This window comes from Limisphaerales bacterium, assembly GCA_014382585.1.
GTDB lineage: Bacteria > Verrucomicrobiota > Verrucomicrobiia > Limisphaerales > UBA1100 > JACNJL01.
Genome location: JACNJL010000062.1, coordinates 14,875 through 34,825, shown reverse-complemented (window position 1 = coordinate 34,825; position 19,951 = coordinate 14,875). Strand labels below are relative to the sequence as shown.

The 19,951-nt window shown below is 56.6% G+C and carries 22 protein-coding genes and 1 pseudogene; 10 read left to right on the top strand and 13 right to left on the bottom strand.

All coding sequences use genetic code 11. The annotated features are described in order from the left end of the window. Nucleotides 1-137, top strand: a 137-nt coding sequence (locus H8E27_14700; GenBank protein MBC8326866.1) for a hypothetical protein, incomplete at its 5' end; no start/stop codon positions are given. Beyond that, the gene (locus H8E27_14695) at nucleotides 124-678 is read left to right on the top strand and encodes a hypothetical protein (GenBank protein ID MBC8326865.1); all 555 of its coding nucleotides are present in this window, start codon (nucleotides 124-126) and stop codon (nucleotides 676-678) included. The genes H8E27_14700 and H8E27_14695, both read left to right, overlap by 14 nt. Here H8E27_14695 and H8E27_14690 read toward each other — a convergent pair. From H8E27_14690 to purH, 3 genes are read right to left on the bottom strand one after another with little or no spacing between them, the layout of a single operon-like run. After that, nucleotides 675-935: a DUF4160 domain-containing protein gene (locus H8E27_14690; GenBank protein MBC8326864.1), complete on the bottom strand. Its 261-nt coding sequence runs from the start codon at nucleotides 933-935 to the stop codon at nucleotides 675-677. The genes H8E27_14695 and H8E27_14690 overlap by 4 nt on opposite strands. Beyond that, entirely contained in the window at nucleotides 928-1,209 is a 282-nt protein-coding gene (locus H8E27_14685; GenBank protein ID MBC8326863.1) for a DUF2442 domain-containing protein, read from the bottom strand. Before H8E27_14685 ends, H8E27_14690 begins: the two co-directional genes overlap by 8 nt. A 45-nt stretch (nucleotides 1,210-1,254) precedes the next feature. Beyond that, nucleotides 1,255-2,811, bottom strand: coding sequence for a bifunctional phosphoribosylaminoimidazolecarboxamide formyltransferase/IMP cyclohydrolase (purH, locus tag H8E27_14680; GenBank protein ID MBC8326862.1), 1,557 nt, complete (start codon nucleotides 2,809-2,811; stop codon nucleotides 1,255-1,257). A 105-nt stretch (nucleotides 2,812-2,916) separates the two neighbouring features. Here purH and H8E27_14675 point away from each other — a divergent pair, with 105 nt between their 5' ends. Then, nucleotides 2,917-4,491 (top strand): hypothetical protein, encoded by a 1,575-nt coding sequence (locus H8E27_14675; protein MBC8326861.1) that lies wholly within the window; start codon nucleotides 2,917-2,919, stop codon nucleotides 4,489-4,491. A 5-nt stretch (nucleotides 4,492-4,496) separates the two neighbouring features. Here H8E27_14675 and H8E27_14670 read toward each other — a convergent pair whose 3' ends face one another. Next, entirely contained in the window at nucleotides 4,497-5,357 is an 861-nt protein-coding gene (locus tag H8E27_14670) for a ThuA domain-containing protein (protein ID MBC8326860.1), read from the bottom strand. After that, on the bottom strand, nucleotides 5,354-6,049 hold the full coding sequence (locus H8E27_14665) for a DUF1080 domain-containing protein (GenBank protein ID MBC8326859.1): 696 nt from the start codon (nucleotides 6,047-6,049) through the stop codon (nucleotides 5,354-5,356). Before H8E27_14665 ends, H8E27_14670 begins: the two co-directional genes overlap by 4 nt. A gap of 142 nt (nucleotides 6,050-6,191) precedes the next feature. Between H8E27_14665 and H8E27_14660 the strand changes: the two genes are divergently transcribed. Beyond that, a complete protein-coding gene (locus H8E27_14660) occupies nucleotides 6,192-7,460 on the top strand; it encodes a PQQ-binding-like beta-propeller repeat protein (GenBank protein ID MBC8326858.1) in 1,269 nt (422 codons plus the stop codon). 30 nt (nucleotides 7,461-7,490) lie between these two features. On the opposite strand, the gene H8E27_14655 is transcribed toward H8E27_14660, so the two are convergent. Further along, nucleotides 7,491-9,443: a c-type cytochrome gene (locus H8E27_14655; GenBank protein ID MBC8326857.1), complete on the bottom strand. Its 1,953-nt coding sequence runs from the start codon at nucleotides 9,441-9,443 to the stop codon at nucleotides 7,491-7,493. A 148-nt stretch (nucleotides 9,444-9,591) separates the two neighbouring features. On the opposite strand from H8E27_14655, the gene tig reads away from it, so the two are divergent. Both tig and H8E27_14645 read left to right on the top strand, forming a co-directional pair. Continuing rightward, nucleotides 9,592-10,965, top strand: a complete 1,374-nt coding sequence (gene tig, locus H8E27_14650; GenBank protein ID MBC8326856.1) for a trigger factor — start codon at nucleotides 9,592-9,594, stop codon at nucleotides 10,963-10,965. Nucleotides 10,966-11,024: 59 nt separating this feature from the next. Next, nucleotides 11,025-11,765 (top strand): hypothetical protein, encoded by a 741-nt coding sequence (locus H8E27_14645; GenBank protein MBC8326855.1) that lies wholly within the window; start codon nucleotides 11,025-11,027, stop codon nucleotides 11,763-11,765. A gap of 37 nt (nucleotides 11,766-11,802) precedes the next feature. On the opposite strand, the gene H8E27_14640 is transcribed toward H8E27_14645, so the two are convergent. The 4 genes and pseudogenes from H8E27_14640 to gpmA form a co-directional block, all read right to left on the bottom strand. Continuing rightward, nucleotides 11,803-12,906 (bottom strand): 3-deoxy-7-phosphoheptulonate synthase, encoded by a 1,104-nt coding sequence (locus tag H8E27_14640; GenBank protein ID MBC8326854.1) that lies wholly within the window; start codon nucleotides 12,904-12,906, stop codon nucleotides 11,803-11,805. Beyond that, nucleotides 12,907-13,665: an NTP transferase domain-containing protein gene (locus H8E27_14635; GenBank protein MBC8326853.1), complete on the bottom strand. Its 759-nt coding sequence runs from the start codon at nucleotides 13,663-13,665 to the stop codon at nucleotides 12,907-12,909. 36 nt (nucleotides 13,666-13,701) lie between these two features. Further along, a pseudogene (locus H8E27_14630) lies at nucleotides 13,702-14,088 on the bottom strand (GxxExxY protein). Nucleotides 14,089-14,117: 29 nt separating this feature from the next. Then, complete coding sequence (gene gpmA / locus H8E27_14625; GenBank protein ID MBC8326852.1) at nucleotides 14,118-14,864, bottom strand: 2,3-diphosphoglycerate-dependent phosphoglycerate mutase; 747 nt, start codon at nucleotides 14,862-14,864, stop codon at nucleotides 14,118-14,120. A gap of 82 nt (nucleotides 14,865-14,946) precedes the next feature. Here gpmA and H8E27_14620 point away from each other — a divergent pair, with 82 nt between their 5' ends. After that, nucleotides 14,947-15,864 (top strand): folate-binding protein YgfZ, encoded by a 918-nt coding sequence (locus H8E27_14620; protein MBC8326851.1) that lies wholly within the window; start codon nucleotides 14,947-14,949, stop codon nucleotides 15,862-15,864. A 119-nt stretch (nucleotides 15,865-15,983) separates the two neighbouring features. On the opposite strand, the gene H8E27_14615 is transcribed toward H8E27_14620, so the two are convergent. After that, on the bottom strand, nucleotides 15,984-17,576 hold the full coding sequence (locus H8E27_14615; GenBank protein ID MBC8326850.1) for an FKBP-type peptidyl-prolyl cis-trans isomerase: 1,593 nt from the start codon (nucleotides 17,574-17,576) through the stop codon (nucleotides 15,984-15,986). A gap of 92 nt (nucleotides 17,577-17,668) precedes the next feature. Between H8E27_14615 and H8E27_14610 the strand changes: the two genes are divergently transcribed. Genes H8E27_14610 through H8E27_14600 form a run of 3 tightly spaced genes read left to right on the top strand, consistent with a single transcriptional unit; the run spans nucleotide 17,669 to nucleotide 18,955 of the window. Next, complete coding sequence (locus tag H8E27_14610; protein MBC8326849.1) at nucleotides 17,669-18,205, top strand: peptidylprolyl isomerase; 537 nt, start codon at nucleotides 17,669-17,671, stop codon at nucleotides 18,203-18,205. Beyond that, complete coding sequence (locus H8E27_14605) at nucleotides 18,202-18,408, top strand: hypothetical protein (protein MBC8326848.1); 207 nt, start codon at nucleotides 18,202-18,204, stop codon at nucleotides 18,406-18,408. Before H8E27_14610 ends, H8E27_14605 begins: the two co-directional genes overlap by 4 nt. Further along, nucleotides 18,401-18,955, top strand: coding sequence for an NUDIX hydrolase (locus H8E27_14600; protein ID MBC8326847.1), 555 nt, complete (start codon nucleotides 18,401-18,403; stop codon nucleotides 18,953-18,955). Before H8E27_14605 ends, H8E27_14600 begins: the two co-directional genes overlap by 8 nt. A 190-nt stretch (nucleotides 18,956-19,145) precedes the next feature. On the opposite strand, the gene H8E27_14595 is transcribed toward H8E27_14600, so the two are convergent. Next, a complete protein-coding gene (locus H8E27_14595) occupies nucleotides 19,146-19,421 on the bottom strand; it encodes a hypothetical protein (GenBank protein MBC8326846.1) in 276 nt (91 codons plus the stop codon). 1 nt (nucleotide 19,422) lies between these two features. Continuing rightward, complete coding sequence (locus H8E27_14590; GenBank protein MBC8326845.1) at nucleotides 19,423-19,866, bottom strand: tetratricopeptide repeat protein; 444 nt, start codon at nucleotides 19,864-19,866, stop codon at nucleotides 19,423-19,425. Nucleotides 19,867-19,951: the final 85 nt, after the last annotated feature.

The following is a 19,951-nucleotide window of genomic DNA, read 5'->3' as shown; positions in this document are numbered from 1 at the left end:
GGGAAATCGCCACCGATGTTAAATTCGAAAAAGTCGATGCCACCAAAATCAAATTCGCTTTCCAACTCCAGCCCGGCGAACAACGCACCCTCAAGTACACCCTCACCACCCGCACCGGCACCAATGCGCGGAAGTAGCTTCATCGTGCTACTCGCATTGGCCCTCGGCTGCGGCAAGTCCAACGAGCTCAAACCCAACGCACCCGCACCGCCCAACGCCACGGCACCCATCTCAACGCCCGAACGCGCAGAAGCCGCCAAGGCATTGTTTGAAAAGGCGGCATCCGATTTTCACAACCCCTCCGCTGACGCGACCGGCGATCAAAAAACTAAACTCCTCGAAGGCGCTGCCAAGCGTTACGAACAATTATTGCGGGATTATCCCGATCAAAAACGCTGGTGCGCCCAAGCCCTCCGCAGCCTTGCCGGCGTCCGTGCCGAACAAGGCGACACCATCGCCGCGCTCAAACATTACGACCGCGTGGCCACCGATTTCGGCAATCAGGAATTCGAAGTGCTCCAAGCGTGGAAAGCCGCCGCCGATTTATTGTGGGACGCAGAAAATAAAACCGAAGCCAAAGCTTACTACCAAAAAATTGTCACCCGCTTCGACCGCAAAGAAATCCCCCCCGTCTACAAAATCATCCTCAACATTTCCGAGAAGCGTGCCGGGGGTTAATCCAACGGGGTGATTTTTCCCGGAGCCTCCATTGCCTGCGCCAAACGAAATGCCGCGTGCAATTCATCCTGATGCAACGCAGCCCATTCGATGACGAGGCTGCTTGCTCTTGGAGGGAGTTTACCCTTGATGAATGTCAGCATCTCAATGTCGACCGTGGCTTTGTTGCTCCCGTAGATTGCGTGAAAATGCGGTGGCGAATGATCTCCAAAATACATTCGGATCACGATGCCGTAAAAGCGCGAAATTTCAGGCATGAGCCGAAGGGCGGTTTAAGGCTGGAAAAATTTCCTCCGGCTTTTTCCCGGTCAACTGCAGGTAAAGCGCGTCCGGGCAAAGATCAATTTCCCCCGGCCACTCGGGATGCCCCGCCTCGGCCAGTTGTACCTGCTCAAACACTCCCGGTTTTAGCCATTCAGAAAACACCCCTTTGCCAACGAATGCAGAAAGATCAACCACACCGCTTGCGCCGTCATCGTAGCGCACAAACAATCCATAGCCTTCCCGTGGCGATACCTCGATCAAATTCATAGTTGGAGCATAACTCAAAGACGTGGCGCAGTCCAGCACCGTTGCTCAATGCCGGAAGTGCCGTGCGCCGGTGAAGACCATTGCCATTCCGCGTTCGTTGGCGGCGGCGATGACTTCTTCGTCGCGCTTGGAGCCGCCGGGTTGGATGGCGGCAGTGGCACCGGCTTCGGCGGCGGCGATGAGGCCGTCGGCGAAGGGGAAGAATGCGTCACTGCACACCACACTTCCTTCAAGTGAAAGCTTCGCTTCGCCGGCTTTCCAGATGGCGATGCGGCTGGAATCGATGCGGCTCATTTGGCCCGCGCCGATGCCGAGCGTAGCGCCGGGGCCGCAGTAAACGATGGCGTTGCTTTTAACGTGCTTCACGACGCGCCAACCGAAAAGCATCGCGGCCATTTCGTCGTCGCTCGGCGCGCGTTCGGTTACCACTTTCAAATCATCAGCAGTAGTAGTTTTGATGTCGCGTTCCTGTACGAGGAACGATTCCGCGCCGGTATTGCGCACGTCCCACGCGACAGCGGTGAAAGGATTCTTCAGCATCCGCAACAGGCGCAGATTTTTTTTCTTCTGCAAAATGGCTTTCGCTTCGTCGGTGAAATCCGGTGCGATAATGACTTCGCTGAAAATTTCCGCAATCGCCTCGGCGCAGTCGCCGTCAAGCGGTTGGTTCACGGCGATGATGCCGCCAAAAGGCGCTTGGTTATCGGTGGCGAAGGCGCGACCCCAAGCCTCGCGCAAGCTCGCGCCTTGTCCCAGTCCGCACGGATTAGTGTGTTTGAGAATGGCCAGCGTCGGCGCATCCTCGGTAAATTCGCAGATTAAATTCGCTGCTGCCGTGGCGTCGAGGATGTTGTTGTACGAAAGCGCCTTGCCGTGCAGTTGCTCAAAGTACTCGCCAAATTTCCCATAGAGGCCGGCGCGTTGGTGGGGGTTTTCGCCGTAACGCAGCGTTTGTGCGAGCGACGCTTGCACCACCAATTCGGCGGGCAAATCATCAGAGGCCTCTTCATCACTAAACGCATTTTGCAAATGCGACGCGATGGCGGCGTCGTACTCGGCGGTGCGGGCGTAGACTTTGGCAGCAAGTGTGCGACGCAATTCCAGCGTGGTGTTGCCGTCGGATTTGATTTGTGCGGCAACCACATCGTAATCTTCGGGATCGGTAATGACCGTCACGCTCTCGTGATTCTTCGCCGCGCTGCGGAGCATCGAGGGGCCGCCGATGTCGATGTTTTCGATGGCATCGGCCAACGTGGCATCCGGCTTGGCGACGGTTTCCTCAAACGGATACAGGTTCACCACCACCAGATCGATCGGCTGAATCCCGTGCTCGGTACAGGCCGCCTCATGCTCGGCGTTGCCGCGCAGGTGCAGCAGGCCGCCGTGCACTTTGGGGTGCAGCGTTTTCACACGACCATCCATCATCTCAGGAAAGCCGGTGTAATCACTGACATCGATGACCGTGAGGCCTGCCTCGCGCATCACACGCGCGGTGCCGCCGGTGCTGAGAATTTCCACTCCGGCTTCCGCCAGCGTTTTTGCAAACGGCAGCAAGCCGTCCTTGTCCGAGACCGAAATAAGAGCACGTTGAATCTTCGCCATAGGCAGGGGCAGAATTTCCCGCAATCCACGCGCGCGTCAACTGGAAATGACCAACCATTGTTTCTCCTTTAATTACGACCGCTTGCCTGATACGCTCAAGTTCAGATGCGAAAATCTACTCTTTCTGTTTTCTGTATGATCGTGGCCTTGGCTGCGGGATGCGGAAAGGGTGATGAACAGGCCAAGGAGAAGGCCGAGCCCGCGCCTTCTGGCAAGCCATCCGCGCCCGCCGAGGCCGCGCAGAATCCAATGCCCAAAGGGAATTCGGAGGGGAATCAAACAACTGAGTTGACCGAGGACGAGCGCTTCCTGTTGTCGCTGCGGCCGCTGCATGAGGGCAAGCCATCGACGCTGAAGATTGAACTTGAGAAAATTCGCGCCAAGAGGGAACCGGTGACGCTCAAGGAACTGGATGCGTGGTACAAGGCCGTGCCAGCGGAGAAGAATGCCGCGTTGGCTTTCGGGAAATTCACTAACAATGTCCCGGAGAATATTTACCGGCCAGTGCATAAATTGGAGAGGAAACAGGTTAACCCAGCACTTTTGATGGCGCCGGACTCGCGCTCAATAATTCGGGCGTATTTAGTCGCGCATCAAGCCAACGTAGATCTACTTTTTGCAATTGCCCAACGATATCCCGCGAACCAGCCAGCGCGTTTTCCCATCGATTGCACGCGCGGCAATAGCACATTGCTGCCTCACTTGACTCCAATAAACAGTGTATCCAGGGTCTTAATGTGGCGCAGTCGGTACTTTGCCACGCAACAGAGACCCGCTGTTGCCCAAGGTCAGAACCCTCTGTCCGTGGGCGATCAACAACAGGCAGTCTGGTCCATTTTGGTTTTGTTGCGCATTTGCCATCTGCTTGATGACGAACCTATTGTATTTTCCACCTTAGTGGAAGTTAGGTGCGCGCAACGGGCAAGGGATGCGCTTCAGACGTTGTTAAACATGCGGAGGTTGAATGACGCGCAACTGGTGTCTCTCCAGCAGGCTTTCGCCGGTTTCAATTGGCCACGCAATTTTGAAAATGCTTGGGTTGGGGAACGTGCAGTCATTCTTGGATCAGAAGAGATTGCCCGGACGGGCACCATAAAACAATTGCAGTGGATAGACCCGAGACACCGCATCATTGAAGAGCCCATTTGGTTACTCCTGCGTTCTCGTTCCGAGGCTGCGCGTGACTTGGAAATGACAACTTACATTGGAATGATGAACCGTTTCCTTGAAGGCATCCGGGCGGGTTACCCTGATTTTTCCACATACGATGATGAAAACGGCGAGTTTAGATCGACTTGGGCCAAACACCAAAAACTGACCATGACCATCCAACATGTGGGGAAATATCCTTTCACACCCATGATGATGAAATCCTTGGAAAATTTATCGAAAAATGTGCACCGAGCCGTCCTAAACCAACAACTTACAACGACCGCGCTGGCCATCGAGCGATACCGGCTGGCCAACCAAGGAAGGATCCCACGCAACTTGCCTGAACTGGTGCCCCAGTTTCTTACATCACAGCCTTTCGACCCTTATGATGGAAAACCGCTCCGTTACCGCCCCGCCCCGAATGGATCGTACGAATTGCGCTCAATCCAAGCCGACGAACAGGGGCAGAAGGATGCCGTCGCAAATGACTATACCTTCACAGTAAACCCAGCCACCCGACTGAAATAAAGAGGTTAATTCAGGTCGATGACCTTGGGATCGAGTTTCGCGGGAAGACCTCCTTTTGGAACAGGTAGCTTGAGGGTCCACAGAGCGGCCTGGGCAATCAGCCGCCGATACTGCTTATGCCGCCAGTTCACGTGAAAGTGCAGACCACTGTAGCCGACCGAACGACCGCCATCGGGGCGTTCCCAGGCCCAGCCGACGGTTTCCACGTTGCCCTCGATCGGCACCTGCACTAGTGGCGTCCAATGCTTCGGGTTTTTGGGCACCTTCAGTTTGTAGTAAAATTCCTCAAACGGCAGCTCGAAGGATTGAATTCCGGACATCACCGGATGCTTCGGTGCGGCGACTTTAAACTGCGCCTCCTTCACCACGGTGTATTTACGATCCGGACCACCGTGGCATCCGCCAAACAGATTTAGAAACGGCGTAATCAACGGCACCTCTTTCGCGCCCATGCCCCAGTGATAGACTACAAAACCACCGCCGCGTTTAGCAAAATCCGCAAAGGCCTTGGCGCGTTTTGGATCCTCCTGAATGAAGCGGCCGCCTTCGTTGAGAAAGAGCACAATGCCATCCGCTTTGGCGATCAATCCCGGCCCCTCGGGCCACGGTTCATCGGCCTGCGCTACCGTCACCTGCACGTCCTGATGCCCGGCCATCAGCGCCTGCACCACCCGCGCGCCCGGCATGTATTCGTGTGTGCCTGGCGGATGCCCGTCCGGTTTTTGGCCGAGGACGAGTAATTGCTTGGGTGCGGCATCCACAGAAAAAGTGAACAGCACCACCATGATCCAAGGTAGGGCTCGCTCTCCGAGCGCGCCGTGGCGGTTTCGGAGAAACCGCCCTACCATCGCTTCATAAAACTTCATTTCAGTTCGCGAATTTTAAGGTTACGAAACGCACAGCGATCCTTGTGATCGGTTAGCAGAATGTGGCCGGTGACCTTTTTGCCAAAGCCCTCAAATTTCTTGAACTTGCTCTTGGCCACACCGGCCAACACGCGCTCGCTGCCGAGCGTGTAGCTCAAGATTTTTTCACCATTCAACCAATGCTCCACCTTTTGGCCCAGCACTTTGATGCGGGATTGATTCCATTTGTTGATGCGTACCGGCTCAGCCAATTTCACATCGCGCGGTAGCACGGCATAAAACACGCCGGTCAAGCTTAACGGACTCTTCTGCCAGAAACTGTCATCGATCATCTGGTACTCATGCCCGATCGCGCCGCGCTTCTCGAGCACCATGTATTTCACGCCGTTGTTGCCCTTGACGCCCACCTGCCATTCCCAGGTGAATTCATAATCCGTCCAAGTCCGGCGCGTGAGAATGTTCCCGGCCGCTCGGCCTTCCTCCTTGATCAGCACGCCCTCCTTAATCACCCAGCCCGCACCGGTCACTTCCTTTTGCCCGAGATTGCGCCAATGCGCGTTGATGTTTTTGCCATCAAAGAGCAACTGCCAACCAGCCGCCTTCTCGGCCTTGGACAGGGTGTTGGGTTCGCCGGCCAACAAGCCGGACACGGAGAAGAAAAGAGCCACAAAAAAAAGCCGCATGGATGTCATGCCGCTCTTGTAAATGGACTTTGAGGTTTTCGCAAGTTTTACAGTTTACGCGCGCGGTGCCGTCAATTGGAATCTGCAGCAACACTTGTCCGCAGACAGCGAAAACCCTTGCGCGCAGTGAGCCTCGCCCTAAACTTTCACCATGCGCTTCATAGCACTCTTTCTGGTTGTTTCATATTCATTATGTGCAGAAAACTGGCCGGGCTGGCGCGGGCCACGCGGCGATGGCTCGAGCTTGGAAACCAAGATTCCTACTCAGTGGAGTTCCACAAAAAATCTCGCTTGGAAATCACCGCTGCCTGGACGCGGCCATTCTTCGCCAGTCATTTGGGGGGATAAAATCTTCCTGCTGGCTTGCCTGCCGGAGAAGGAGGAACGCGTGCTGCTTTGCATCGACCGACGAGACGGCAAATCACTTTGGCAACGCACCGTGCTCAAGACTCCGCTCGAAGTCATCCATCGCCTCAACAGCCGCGCCTCCAGCACGCCGGTCACTGATGGGAAATTTGTTTACGTCACGTTCATGAAAGTGAGTGACAAAAAGATTCCCGCGCCCAATGTCGGCTCGCCGCGCCTTATCTCGCCCGGCACCATTATGGTGGCGGCCTATGACATGGCCGGGAAACAGCAATGGGCAAAAGAAGTGGGTGACTTCATCAGCGCGCACGGGTTCAACGCCTGCCCGGTTCTGTATCGCGACCTCGTCATTATCAATGGCGACCATGACGGCAACGCCTACCTCACCGCGCTGGATCGCACCACCGGCTTGCCGCGCTGGAAAGTGAACCGCGAAAACAAAACGCGCAGCTACGCCACCCCCATCATCCGCACCATCGGCGGCCGCGAACAAATGATTTTATCCGGCAGTAAATCCGTCGCCAGCTACGATCCCGCCAGCGGCCAACGGCATTGGATCATTGACGGCCCCACCGAGCAATTCGTGGCATCAATGATTTACAACGGCCAATATCTGTTTGTCACCGGCGGTTTTCCTGAGCGCCACATTTTGGCCATTCGCCCCGATGGCCGCGGCAATGTCACCCAAACACACATCGCCTGGCGCGCCAAACGCGGCGCGGCTTACGTCCCCTCACCCGTGACGTTGGGGCCGTATTTTCTGATTGTGTCCGACAGCGGCATTGCCAGCTGTTTCCGCGCGGATGATGGGGAGCGACTGTGGATGGAGCGCCTCGGAGGCGGTCATAGTGCCTCCGCCATTTCCGCGGGCGGATTGGTTTATTTTGTATCAGACAAAGGCACAACCACCGTCGTGCGGCCGGGCTCCAAGTTTGAAGTGGTCGCGAAAAATGAGTTGGGTGAGAAGGTCTCCTCCAGTCCTGCAATCAGTCAGGGACAAATTTTTATCCGCGGAGAAAAACACCTCTTTTGCATTGGGAATAATTCGAAATAATAAAGGCCAGGCGCACCAACCCCTGCTCCGCTACTGCATAACAGGCAGTTTCATTTTGTTGCCTTGGCGGAGGTACTGACGGATGGCTTCAATTTGTTGCTTCGCATCACCTTCCAGCACATCAACCAATACGCTGCGAGCGTCTTCATCAAAATAATCCGGCATTCGAGTTTGCGAATCCACACGCAGTGGGTCGAGCATCCACCGCAAAAAATAATCCGGCCGCACGCGCGCGCCCACTTCAGCGAAGTTCACGCCCTGCGCCTCGAAAACTTGCAGGGGCTCGCGATGCTTCACGCCGTGGCAGGCGATGCAGGAAAAACCGCCATCAATCCCAACGAGTTTGCGGCCCAGCTCGGCGAGCCGGGCATTCACCGGCGCTTGTTTCACGGGCGTTTGCGCCGGCCAACCGTGAGCTTGGGCGAGCCCGTGCGCTAGCGGCTTGGCGCGCGCCGGAAAGGCCGGCATGCGATGGGCCAGCCACGGGCGGGCGGGCTGTTTCCGCGTGCCCGCGAAAAGCGTCTGCATCCACTCGGGCTTGAGTTTGTGGCCAATGGCATCGAGCTTGGGAAATCCATCGAGCTCACCGTGGCAGGCATTGCAATGGAGCACGCGCATTTGGCGCCGGGCAAATTCGGCGGGCTCATGACGGTGCAACGACTGGCGATCCGTCGCTCCAAAAGCGCGCAGCGCAGCGCGTTGAACGGGCGTAAAGCCAAAGCGCGGCGACCTCCCGCCGGGTTCATCAGCAAGGCACCCTCCATTCCATTTGTCGACGACCAACGCGGAGAGCTTGAGCGCGGTGAATTTATTTTCGCCTTTGTGATCGTGGCAATTAACGCAGCCGAGCGTGGTGACCAGTTTTTTTCCGTGCGCGAGTGCGGCGATGTCTTCATCAATTTGCGGTTCGGCATAGGCTGGAGCCTTCACCCGCAGCCATTGTGAAATATCCCACGCCTCCTTGGCGGTGAGGGCAAACTTTGGCATTCGCGTCCATGCGTAATGACGATTGGGCGCGTGCAGGAAATCGGCCAGCTCGCCCATAGGAAATTTTCGATTGATATGATCGAGTGACAATTTTCCTGCCTCCGCCGCCGTGCCGGGAAGCGTGTGGCAGCCAACACAATTCAATTGCTCGGCCAACTCTTCGCCCGCCATGAAGTCGGGTTTGGGATATTCCACTGCCGGCTTGGCAGGGCCGTTGAGGCTGGCTAAGTACACCGCAATGGCAGCGGCATCGCCGGGGGCTGTTTCGCCGTGCAAAAGCGTTGGCATGCGTGCGCCGCGGCGCTGTGCTTTGGGGTTTAGAATCCATTGGGCCATCCATTCGCGGTGGCGGCGGTCTCCGATGGCGTCGAAGCCCGGCCCGCTCATGGCCAGTTCGGGAATGTCCGTGCCTTTGTTGCCATCAACTGTGTGGCAGCGTTGACAGCGATGCTCGATGAAAATTTCCCGGCCGGTTTCGACAAGGTTCGCCTGCGTGAGCAGCCGGCTGGGTAAATGCGTAAGTTGGCCATTGCGGATGGGTTCATGCGGCAGCGGTTTATCGGGACGGTCGCTCCAAAAAATCCTCAACTGCGCGTCGCCCTTGTTCGGGCTGCTATAAGTGACCTTAATGGCGTTGGCGCCTTTGTTGAGCCGCACCACTTTGGTTTTAGCCTCAGCCACACCGCTGATCCCTTTTAGATCGAGCAGCACCACATTATTAACCTCCAGCTTCACCCCGCCTTTACCGGTGGCGTGGAATGAGTAATCGCCGCGCAGATCAATATTCACAAACCCCTCAATTGTGGCCGTAAACCGACCGGCGGGCACAAAGGGCGAAGCCGGCCGCCCTGCCGGCACATACAACCAAAGATTCGGCACCACCGTCGCCGCCGTGGCCTCGCCCACCCGCCAAGTGAGCGCCAAGCCCGGCTGCGGCTCGGCGGCGGGGATATGAACTGCCGCGGTGGCCAGAAAAATGAATAAAAGTTTTCGCATAAAGGGGTAAACCAACAGGAAGGGAGTGTTAGCGAAAAAACAGTTTTGGATCAATGAAATTGAAAAATGATCCGTAAAAATTGAGACTTTGATTGACGCCCTTTGTCCACGCCCCTAGTTTGGACGGCCCCCAAATTGGGAATATATCGTGAATGTAAAAGTTGAAGTAATTGAATTAGCGCCATGCAAAAAACAACTGCGCTTTAATCTACCGGCCGAAGATGTGGACGCGGCGTTTGCCGAGGTAACCCGCACATTCCGCAAGCAAGCCAATCTGCCCGGCTATCGCAAGGGCAAGGCGCCGGAAGCCAAAGTAGCGGCGCAGTTTGCCGGGAAAATTCAGGATCAAGTGCGCGAGCAATTGCTCAACGACTGCTACCGCAAAGGGCTTGAAGACAACAAAATCCGCCCGATCCTGCAGCCGGAAGTGGAGGAAGTCAATTTCAAGCAAGGCGAGGCGCTGGACTTTTTGGCCACGGTGGAAACCGCGCCGGATTTCGAAATGCCGGAGTACAAAGGGTTGCCCGCCAAAAAACCGAAACTGGAAATCAGCGATGCCGACGTGGACAACGCGCTGGACAAACTCCGCGAAGGTCGCGCGGAATACAAAGAGCGGGAACGCGGTACGCAAGCGGGCGATTACGTGGTGGTCAGCTTCACCGGCACCAGTGACGGCAAGCCACTCACGGATTTTTCCCCCACCGCGCGCGGGATGACCAAGCAGGAAAATTTCCCGCTGCACGTACACGCCGATGAGCACGATCATTTTATTCCCGGCTTCACCCGGCAACTGATCGACGCCAAACCCGGCGACGAACGCACGGTGAAGGTAACCATCCCCGACGAATTTCCCAGCCAACCGAAATTGCAAGGGCTGGATGTGGTTTACGAAGTGAAAGTGCAGCAGGTGAAAGAAAAAGTGCTGCCCGAATTAACCGATGAATTTGCCAAAAGCTGGGAAGCCGAAAGCGTGGACCAATTGCGCCAAGGCGTGCGGGACGATTTAAAATCAAACCAGGAAGGCGAAGCAATGCGCGTCGTACGCGCGCAAGTGCACGAGGAGTTGATGAAAAAAGTAAACTTCCCCGTGCCTGAACCCGTGCAGCAAAACGAACTGCGCATCGTCGTAGAAAATATGGTGCGCACCCGCCGTGCCGGCGGCGCCTCGGAGGAAGATATCGAGGCGGCCAAAGAGCAAATCACTGCCGAGGCCAACCCCGTTGCCATGGATCGTGCACGCTGGTTTTTCATTCATCCCCTCATCGCTGAAACAGAAAAAATTGAAGTCAGTCGTGAAGAAGTGCTGCGCACCATCGCCATGCAAGCCCAGCAAATGGGCAAGGACCCCCAGCAACACGTTAAAGAGCTGGCCGACAACAATCAGATCAGCGCCATCCAAAACCAAATCCGAGAACATAAAGTCATCGAGTTCATCGCCGAACACGCCGAGATTGAGTTGGTGGACCCACCCAAACCGGAACCCGGCGATCACGATCACGACCACGGGCATTCGCACGGATAACCCTGCCTCCCACCATCGCATTAGCCCCGCACCTACCCTTAAACCCAATAACCCACCCCATGAAACCCGCCCAATTGCATCTCTTGTTCCCCGTAATTCTACTGAGCCTCCTACTCAACACTGGCTGCAAAAAAGACGAAGAAGATGCCGAGACAGATGACGGCAAACAAGCCGGCACCGGAAGCGGCGGCGAAACGCCGGGCGGCGGCGGTGGGATGCCCGGTCCCGGCGGCGGCGGTGGGATGCCCGGTCCCGGCGGTGGGATGCCCGGCCCCGGCGGCGGGATGCCCGGCCCCGGCGGCGGGATGCCCGGCCCCGGTGGAGGAGAAGGCTTGCCCGGCCCAGGCAGTGGCGGTGGCGAATTTGGTGGTGGCCCTGGCGGAGGCGGCAAACAACGTCCCGTTCGGCTTGACCCGACTAAACCTGCCGCCCCGCAGTTAAATTGGGGTGTGAACACCGGCCGTCAACAGCCGCCAAATCAAGATATCCGAGCCATCTACATGGGCAAAGCCGCCTCCGTAATTATGCGTGCCTTTGGCAGGCCCAGCGACGCCAAGGCCGTGGGAACCAATGGCGTGTGGACCTATCCCGGGATGAAAATTCGTGATGCTCAGGGCAAAACTTACAACGCCGTACGGTTCACAATTAAACCCACCAGCCAAGGTGACGGACAAGTGATCGGGGTAGAAGTGATCCCGGGAGCGATCGCCGGCGGCAACCAAGGTGGCGGAGGTCCAGGTGGACCGGGCGGTGGTCCAGGTGGTGGTCCAGGTGGACCGGGCGGCCCAGGAGCGCCGTAATTAACACCATGTTCGCGCGGCACCCGCCGCGCTTTTTTTATGCAAACCGCCCGGCCAAGTCCGCGTAAGCTTCGCGCAGGACGGCTTCGGTGGCGGCCCAGCTGAGGCAGCCATCGGTGATGCTCACGCCGTATGAGAGGGTGCTGATATCTTCGCCAAGTTTTTGGGCGCCGCCATGCAGGTTGCTCTCCAGCATCACGGAATGAATACGCCGGTTCCCGGCCGCCACTTGCCCGATCACATGAGCCAACACGGCGGGTTGCCGCTCGGGATCCTTACCGCTGTTGCCGTGGCTGCAATCGATCATCAACGAAGGGGCGGCCAAGCCGCACTTGTCGGCCAACGCCTCCACGGCGGCCACGTTGTCGGCATCGTAGTTGGGCCCGTTGCTGCCACCGCGAAGAATGATTTGGCAGTCCGGATTGCCGCGGGTGGTCACCGCGCTCGCCCGGCCTTCGCGGGTGATGCCCAGGAAAGTTTGCTGCTGGGTGGCGGCAAGGATGGCGTTGACGGCCACCTCGCAATCGCCGGCGGTGGAGTTTTTGAATCCCACGGGCATGGACAGGCCGCTGGCCATTTGCCGGTGCGTTTGGCTCTCCACCGTCCGCGCGCCAATGGCCGACCAGCACAGGCTGTCGGCAATGTATTGCGGGGTGATGGGATCGAGCAACTCAGTGGCGGTGGGCATGCCGAGGTCCAGCACCTCGCCCAAAAATTGCCGCGCCATTCGCAGGCCGGCGGGGATTTCGTAGGTGCCGTTGAGGTGCGGATCCATGATCAACCCCTTCCAGCCGAGGGTGGTGCGGGGTTTCTCAAAATACACGCGCATCAGCAGAAGCATGCGATCCTGCAGCTCATCGGCCAACGCGCGCAGGCGCTCGGCGTATTCGCGACCGGCGGCCAGGTCATGAATGGAGCAGGGGCCAACCACAACCATCAGCCGCGGGTCTTGGCCCTGGATGATGGCGGATATTTCCCGGCGCGCCCGGGACACAAACGCCGTTTGCTCCGGCGTACGCGGCAGCTCGTCCATCAACTGCGATGGAGCGGGCAGCGCCTCGGAGGAAACAATGCGTAAATCGGTTACCGTTTGCACAAGCGGCGGAGTAAAGGCAATGCGCTGCCCCAATACAAGCCTCATTTACGGTGTTTCACCCCCGGCCTGCAGACGGGCGAGCACTTGGGGATCCCGCACATCCACCCAGCGCCCGGCGATTTCCAGCCCCGCGATGGAGTCGCCGTCACCGAGCATTGCGGTCAGCGCATCGGTCAATTCATACTCACCGCGCGGTGATTTTTCCAACCGAGCCGTGTGTTGGAAAAGCGTCGGCTGGAAAATATAAATCCCCGCGTTGTACCAGGCAGTTTCGCCATCTTTCAAAATTCCCCTCTCGCGCAATTCATTCAGTTGCGCTTCCGAAGGTTTCTCCACCAAATGATTCAAACAAAACGCCTGGTCAAAAAAGAACAACCCACCTTTCGTCACATCCTCACTGCCGGTTACCGTCACCAATCCGGAAAAGTCGCCGCCGCCCCAACGCCCCAACATCTTTTGATACGTCTCCGGCCTCACCAAAATATCGCCATACGTCAGCAAAAAAGCGTCATCGCCCACAAAGTTCTTCGCCAATTCCGGTGCCTTCCCCGTGCCATCCTGAACGATTTGCCGCACGTAAGAAATACTCACCCCGAAATCCGCCCCATCGCCGAAGTGCGATTCAATTGCCTCCGCCTTCCAACCCGTGATGATGCAAAACTCAGTCACCCCCGCTTCGCGCAGGCCGGTGACGATGTGTTCCAAAATCGCCCGCCCCTCCACAGGAAGCATCGGCTTGGGCGTCTCATCCGTAAGATCGCCCATGCGCGTGCCCTTGCCGGCGGCTAGAATGATGGCTTTCATTGTATGAACCGCCAAGGCGCAAAGACGCCAAGGTTTTTAAGAAAGGATGATTCGTTTGATTCCATTTTTTATTAGAGGGACATTAAAATTGATGAGCAGGCCGAGTTGTTTTTCCGTGGCTTAAAGGTAAGAAAGCACTTGGGCTTTGTGGACGGGGAGTAGCGCTTCCACGGCTTTCAATTCGATGATTAATTCGCCGCCCACCAACAAATCCAATCGCCCCTCTCCAACTGATTGGCTTTTGTATTGAACCGCAATCGGCACTTGCCGCTCAAAGGCAACATCGCGCAATTCCAATTCCACACCCAACGCCTCTTCATAAACTGACTCCAAATAACCCGGCCCCAGTTCCCGATGCACCTCTAAATCCGCATCCACAACCTCACGCGCCAAACCATCCACAGTTTCATCTGGTTCATTCATCTTGGCGTCTTTGTGTCTTGGCGGTTCAACTACCCCGCTTTCCCCTGGCTTGCTACTGCGTTCATCGCGGCCTTCACGGCTTCTTCATCGCCGAGGTAATAATTTTTAATCGGTTTCAAATCCTCGTCCAGTTCGTACACCAGCGGCATACCGGTGGGGATGTTGAGTTTCAAAATGGCTTCGTCAGAAACGTCATCGAGATATTTCACCAAGGCGCGGAGGCTGTTGCCGTGGGCGGCGATGATGACACGTTTGCCTTCCTTGATTTCCGGCGCGATGGTTTCGTGCCAATACGGAAGGAAACGGTCGACCGTATCTGCAAGGCATTCTGTGAGCGGCTGCTGTGCCTCGGTGAGATTAGCGTAGCGCGCGTCATTGCCGGGCCAACGTTCATCGCTTTTTTCCAACGCCGGCGGCGGCACATCGTAGGCGCGCCGCCAAATGAGCACTTGTTCTTCGCCATGCTTCTCGGCCGTCTCGGATTTATTGAGGCCCTGCAACGCGCCGTAGTGGCGTTCATTCAGCCGCCAATCGCGCCGCACGGGCAGCCACATTTGGTCTAGCTCATCCAGCGCAATCCACAAGGTGCGAATGGCGCGTTTCAAAACCGAGGTGTGGGCCTGGTCGAAAACAAATCCGTTATCCTTGAGTACAGCTCCCGCCGCCTTGGCCTCCGCGCGGCCTTGCTCGGTGAGATCCACATCGTGCCAACCGGTGAACCGATTATCCAAATTCCATTGAGATTGACCGTGGCGCAGTAAAACCAATTTATGCATAGCGGCGGACTCTAACGAGGCAGCCTTGGCCTGTCAGCAAAAACGTGCTGCAATCGCGCGCGTGGAAGCAGAATTCAATTCATTGAGAAACTCCGCCGCTTGGCTGGATCTTTCCAATCGCTCACGGCTGTGCTTGTTGGGCGCGGATCGCACGACGTTTTTGCACGGGCAAGTAACCAACAACATCAACAGCCTCGCCGAACACACCGGCTGCTACGCCGCGCTGGTGAATGCGAAGGGGAAAATGGAGAGTGATCTGTTCGTGTATCAGCTGGCGGAGGAATTGCTTTTGGATTTCGAGCCGGGCTTGGCCGATGGGGTGCGGGCTCGACTGGAACGTTTTACCATCGCCGAAGATGTGGAAGTGGCGGACGTGGCACCGCATTTTGGTTTGCTCAGCGTGCAGGGGCCGAAGGCGGCGGAGGTGTTGGCGGCGCTTGAATTGCCCGCTCCGGAAACAGAATTTGCGCTGAAAAAAACCCCCGAGGAAATTTTTGTGGTGAATCAACCGCGCCTCCGCTCAATTGGATTTGATTTGTTTGTGCCGGTGGATGCTGTGGAAAAAATGAAATCACGTTTGGCGGAGCACACGCCGATGTGCGGCGACGTTGCGTTTGAAAAGGCGCGGGTATTGGCAACGATTCCACGATTTGGAAAAGATTTTACGTCCAACAACCTCGCACCCGAAGGCGGCATCGAGGCGCGGGCCATCAGCTATGCGAAGGGGTGCTACATCGGACAGGAAGTTATCTCGCGCATTCGCTCCCGTGGAAAGGTCAACCGCATCCTGCGCGGCTTGCGACTGGACGGCGCGGCGGCGGAAGGCGACGCGATTTTTCTTGGTGAAAAAAATGTGGGAACGCTTTCGAGTGTGATCACCGAACCGAACGTCGCGCTGGCGATTGTGCATCGCGATGCGGCGGAATTGGGCACGGTGCTTCGTGTGGGGGACACCCAAGCCACAGTGTCGACGATGCCGTTTGAGCCTTTTGCAAGGTAGGGCGGTTTCTCCGAAACCGCCACGGCGCGCTCGGAGAGCGCGCCCTACCTGAAACCACAAAAAAGGGACGGGGTGGAACCCGTCCCTTCTGAAGTCACTCTAGAGGTTGCGCTCGGAGATTAAAAATCCACCAATTCCACGTCGAATACCAGCGTGGAGGCGGGCGGGATGGGGCCGCGACCGCGTTCGCCGTAGGCTAGTTGATGCGGGATAATTAGAACGCGTTTCTCGCCCTTTTTCATGTCCGACAATGCCTCGTCCCACCCCTTGATCACTTGGCCAGTGCCGACGACAAATTCTAGCGGCTCGCCGCGTTTTACGGAGCTATCGAATACCTTTCCATCAAGAAACTGACCGGTGTAGTGCGCTTTAATTTTTTTGCCGTTGCCGACTTTTGCCCCTGCGCCGGCTTGAGTCACCACGTAGCGCAGGCCGGATTTGGTGGTGACGAGTTTGGCTTTGGGATGATCTTTTTTGAGCTTGGCAATGAGGGCTTCGATGAGTTTTTTATCGGACTTCACGTCGGTGATTTCCAACTGAAAAACCAGCGTAGCAAAGGGTGGAATTTTATCGCCTGCGCCGGATTCGCCAAAACCGAGCTTATGCGGGATGACGAGTGTGCGGTGTTCGCCTTTTTTCATTCCGGTAATTCCTTCGGTCAAACCATCCAGCCGCAAATTCTCACCCACGGGAATAACGAGGGGATCTTCGTTTTTGCTGGAATCATCAATGACGGTTCCATCGGCTAATGTGAATTTCAGATTCAGCGTCAGCTTGTCGCCTTCGACGGGAACTTCGCCTTCGCCGGGCTGGGTAATGATGTAGCGCAAGCCGGTCTTCGTGGTGACCACTTCGGCTTTGTGTTTTTCCTTGAGGCCGGCAAGCAGCGCGTCTGATTGTTCGGTGTCTTTTTTCATGCGTTCTTCAAATTTCGCTAGTTTGGATTTTTGTTTTTCTTCCTTAATTTTTTTGAAACCGGCTTCGTCCACTTTAAACGCCGTAGCCGCCGCGCCGTTGCGGATGAGTTTGAGGCTATTGATTTTATCGCCTTTCACAATGGCATTAACCACGGCTTGCCCGATGACCACGTGGCCAAACACGGTGTGCAATCCGTCAAGATGCGGCGTGGCGCGGTGGGTGATGAAAAACTGGCTGCCGTTGGAGCTGCCGCCGTTGGAGTACGGGGCCTTTGATCCTTGAGGATCGGAGTTGGCCATTGAAAGGATGCCGGCGCTTTTGTGGGTGAGATCCTTGCGCGTTTCATCCGCAAAATTATAGCCGGGGCCGCTGCCTCCCGTGCCTTTCGGGCAACCGCCTTGGATCATAAAATCCGGAATCACACGATGGAAATTGAGTCCGTCATAATAGGGCTTGCCCTTCGGGCGATTGGCAAAATCCTTGGTGCCCTCGGCGAGACCCACGAAGCTGGCGACGGTCACGGGCGTTTTCTCAAACTCCAGCAGCGCGATGATGGTGCCTTTGGTAGTAGTGAATTCCGCATAAAGACCATCGCCCAAATCCGCTTTGGCCGGTTCCGCAGGCAACGGAATATTGGCCACGGGCTCGGGCTTAACCGGCGCGATGGTGATCGGGGCCGAGGTTTCGGGGCCGGTTGCTGCGGCAGTATCCTGTTGGCCGCAGCCGGTGAGCAGTGAAAACGCCAGCACGGCCAAAACGGCGGTGCCCAGAGGTTTTAGAAACGGGGTATGCATAGCGGCTCCATCAAAGCGGATTGGCGGGAATAGGCGAGCCTTTTTTGTGTTTTGGCGTGACAAATCGGGCGCGGCATCGCAGGTTGCCGCCGATGGACGATTCAATTGATGAAATGGATGAGGTGGCTGTGATCAGCACGAGCCAAGGCGAAATGGTAGTGGAACTTTGGGACGATGTGGCGCCGGAGACGGTAGCGAATTTTAAGAAGCTGGCGAACAAATCGTTTTATGACGGCACGTGTTTCCATCGCATCGTGAAGGGGTTTATGATTCAGGGCGGCGACCCGAACACCAAAGACCCCGCGCGGGAAGACGAATGGGGCACCGGCAATCCGGGCTACCAAATTGATGCGGAATTCAGCGATCGCCCGCACGTGAAGGGCGTCATCTCGATGGCGCGTTCCAGCGATCCCAACTCAGCCGGCAGCCAGTTTTTCATTTGCCTCAAGGCCGCCAGTTTTTTGGATGGCGAATACACCTGCTTCGGCGAACTCATCAGCGGGATGGACGTGCTGGAAACGCTCGGCGAAGTGCCGTGCGGCGGCGGCGGCGAAGGCAGTCGCCCCGAGGACCGGCAGGACGTGATGTCCATCTCCATCGTGTCGCGCGAAGACGCCGACGTGGAATGACCGCCGCCGAACAGGCCGCTCTCGAACAAGCGCTGCAACAATTCGGCGTACCTCCCGCCAAGGCTACCCCGATGGCCGCGCAATTCGATAAGCGTGCCCATCAACTTGCCGCCGAAGGTGATCGCACTTACGAACAGGCACTCATCCATTTATTGCAGCTGATGAAGAACGCCAACACCGAACGCCAAAAACACAATGGCTGATGAAATTCGTAAATGGGAAAAGCGCGGCAGTCAGCCAATCAGCGATCATCGCATTTTTCAATTGCGCGAAGACACGGTTGTTAACCCGCGCACCGGCAACGAACATAAGATGGTGGTGCTTGAGTGCCCCGATTGGGTAAACATCATCGCCCTCACGCCCGACCGCGAAGTGGTGATGGTGGAGCAATACCGTCACGGCACCGAAACGGTGGAACTGGAAATCCCTGGCGGAATGATGGATCCCCACGAGACCGATCCCGTGGTGACAGCATTGAGAGAGTTGCAGGAGGAAACCGGTTACACCGGTGACGCCGCCAGCGCCCGCAAGATCGGCGAATGCCTCGCCAATCCTGCCATTATGAATAACCGCGTCCACACCATCCTCGTGGAACACTGCCATCGCACCCACGAAATGCAAATGGACGCTGGCGAAGATTTACGGACACGGCTTGTGCCCGCCGACGATTTGCCGCAGTTGGTTAAGGAAAACAAAATCCGCCACTCGGTGATCGTGGCGGCGTTGCATTATTTCTCGCTGGAGGGATGATGAACCGCCAAGGCGCGAAGACGCCAAGGGAAACCCTTTTCAAAATCTCGGCGGCTTGGCAGTTCATAAAAAATAGGGGAAGTTGAGATTTCATCTTTTACGGTAGGGACATGCTGCCGCATGTCCATGGACGCGCACAGCGCGTCCCTACCAAAATCTTGGCGTTTTTGCGCCTTGGCGGTTCAAAAAATTATTTGCTTCGCGCCGCCTCCTTCTTCTCCTCCAAATCTGATTCCAGCGTTTTCTTGTCGCTAGCCAGCTCGCGTTGCAATTGTTCGAGAGCTTCGAAGTCGCCGGCTGCTTCGGCTTCTGCGATTTTTCCTCCGAGGAATACTTCGCGTTCGGCGAGTTTTGATTGGTAAAGATTATCCAGCTCAGCCAGCTCGGCTTTGAGTTCGTCGGTGACTTTTTGGACCGGCGATTCTTTGTCCAGCTTTTCCATCGCGAGTTCGTATGCGCTTTTCATTTTAGTTTTTCTTCTTCCACGGTTGTTCGGGGAATTTTGTGGGTAGTTTGATATTCTCCAGCTTGGGCTCCGCCATTTTCAAATCGTCCTCGCCTTCCGCCGCCGTGGCCGCAGCAGCATTGGGATCGGCTTTCCAGCCGACGATCTTGGCCTGCAAGCCGTGGTGCTCGGCGGTTTCTTTGTTGCCGCTCTTCATATAAGCGAGCGAAAGATTGGTGTGCACGCGCTGTTCATCGGCATTAATGGCCTCGGCTTTATGGCCTTCCTCAATGGCAGCGGCATAGTTTTCCTGTCGGTAAAACGCCATGCCCAGCGACAGCCGCGCCTCAAAATGCTCCGGATCCGTTGCCAGCACCGCCTCGAATCCCGCTACCGCTTGGGCATAATCGCCCGTGGTGTAAGCGAATACAGCATCATCAAATTGGATTTGCAAATCCTCAGCCATCGTTTCGCCGACGAGTGTGAGCGCAGCCACGAACCGGCGCAAGGCGCGAATCCTACGGGAGGGCGAAGTTGCTGCTGAGCCGAAG

Excerpts from the sequence above, each read along its gene's own strand:
- H8E27_14695 (MBC8326865.1), top strand. The coding sequence starts at position 124 with ATGCGCGGAAGTAGCTTCATCGTGCTACTCGCATTGGCCCTCGGCTGC.
- H8E27_14690 (MBC8326864.1), bottom strand. The coding sequence starts at position 935 with ATGCCTGAAATTTCGCGCTTTTACGGCATCGTGATCCGAATGTATTTT.
- H8E27_14685 (MBC8326863.1), bottom strand. The coding sequence starts at position 1,209 with ATGAATTTGATCGAGGTATCGCCACGGGAAGGCTATGGATTGTTTGTG.
- purH (MBC8326862.1), bottom strand. The coding sequence starts at position 2,811 with ATGGCGAAGATTCAACGTGCTCTTATTTCGGTCTCGGACAAGGACGGC.
- H8E27_14675 (MBC8326861.1), top strand. The coding sequence starts at position 2,917 with ATGCGAAAATCTACTCTTTCTGTTTTCTGTATGATCGTGGCCTTGGCT.
- H8E27_14670 (MBC8326860.1), bottom strand. The coding sequence starts at position 5,357 with ATGAAGTTTTATGAAGCGATGGTAGGGCGGTTTCTCCGAAACCGCCAC.
- H8E27_14665 (MBC8326859.1), bottom strand. The coding sequence starts at position 6,049 with ATGACATCCATGCGGCTTTTTTTTGTGGCTCTTTTCTTCTCCGTGTCC.
- H8E27_14660 (MBC8326858.1), top strand. The coding sequence starts at position 6,192 with ATGCGCTTCATAGCACTCTTTCTGGTTGTTTCATATTCATTATGTGCA.
- H8E27_14655 (MBC8326857.1), bottom strand. The coding sequence starts at position 9,443 with ATGCGAAAACTTTTATTCATTTTTCTGGCCACCGCGGCAGTTCATATC.
- H8E27_14645 (MBC8326855.1), top strand. The coding sequence starts at position 11,025 with ATGAAACCCGCCCAATTGCATCTCTTGTTCCCCGTAATTCTACTGAGC.
- H8E27_14640 (MBC8326854.1), bottom strand. The coding sequence starts at position 12,906 with ATGAGGCTTGTATTGGGGCAGCGCATTGCCTTTACTCCGCCGCTTGTG.
- H8E27_14635 (MBC8326853.1), bottom strand. The coding sequence starts at position 13,665 with ATGAAAGCCATCATTCTAGCCGCCGGCAAGGGCACGCGCATGGGCGAT.
- gpmA (MBC8326852.1), bottom strand. The coding sequence starts at position 14,864 with ATGCATAAATTGGTTTTACTGCGCCACGGTCAATCTCAATGGAATTTG.
- H8E27_14615 (MBC8326850.1), bottom strand. The coding sequence starts at position 17,576 with ATGCATACCCCGTTTCTAAAACCTCTGGGCACCGCCGTTTTGGCCGTG.
- H8E27_14610 (MBC8326849.1), top strand. The coding sequence starts at position 17,669 with ATGGACGATTCAATTGATGAAATGGATGAGGTGGCTGTGATCAGCACG.
- H8E27_14605 (MBC8326848.1), top strand. The coding sequence starts at position 18,202 with ATGACCGCCGCCGAACAGGCCGCTCTCGAACAAGCGCTGCAACAATTC.
- H8E27_14600 (MBC8326847.1), top strand. The coding sequence starts at position 18,401 with ATGGCTGATGAAATTCGTAAATGGGAAAAGCGCGGCAGTCAGCCAATC.
- H8E27_14595 (MBC8326846.1), bottom strand. The coding sequence starts at position 19,421 with ATGAAAAGCGCATACGAACTCGCGATGGAAAAGCTGGACAAAGAATCG.
- H8E27_14590 (MBC8326845.1), bottom strand. The coding sequence starts at position 19,866 with ATGGCTGAGGATTTGCAAATCCAATTTGATGATGCTGTATTCGCTTAC.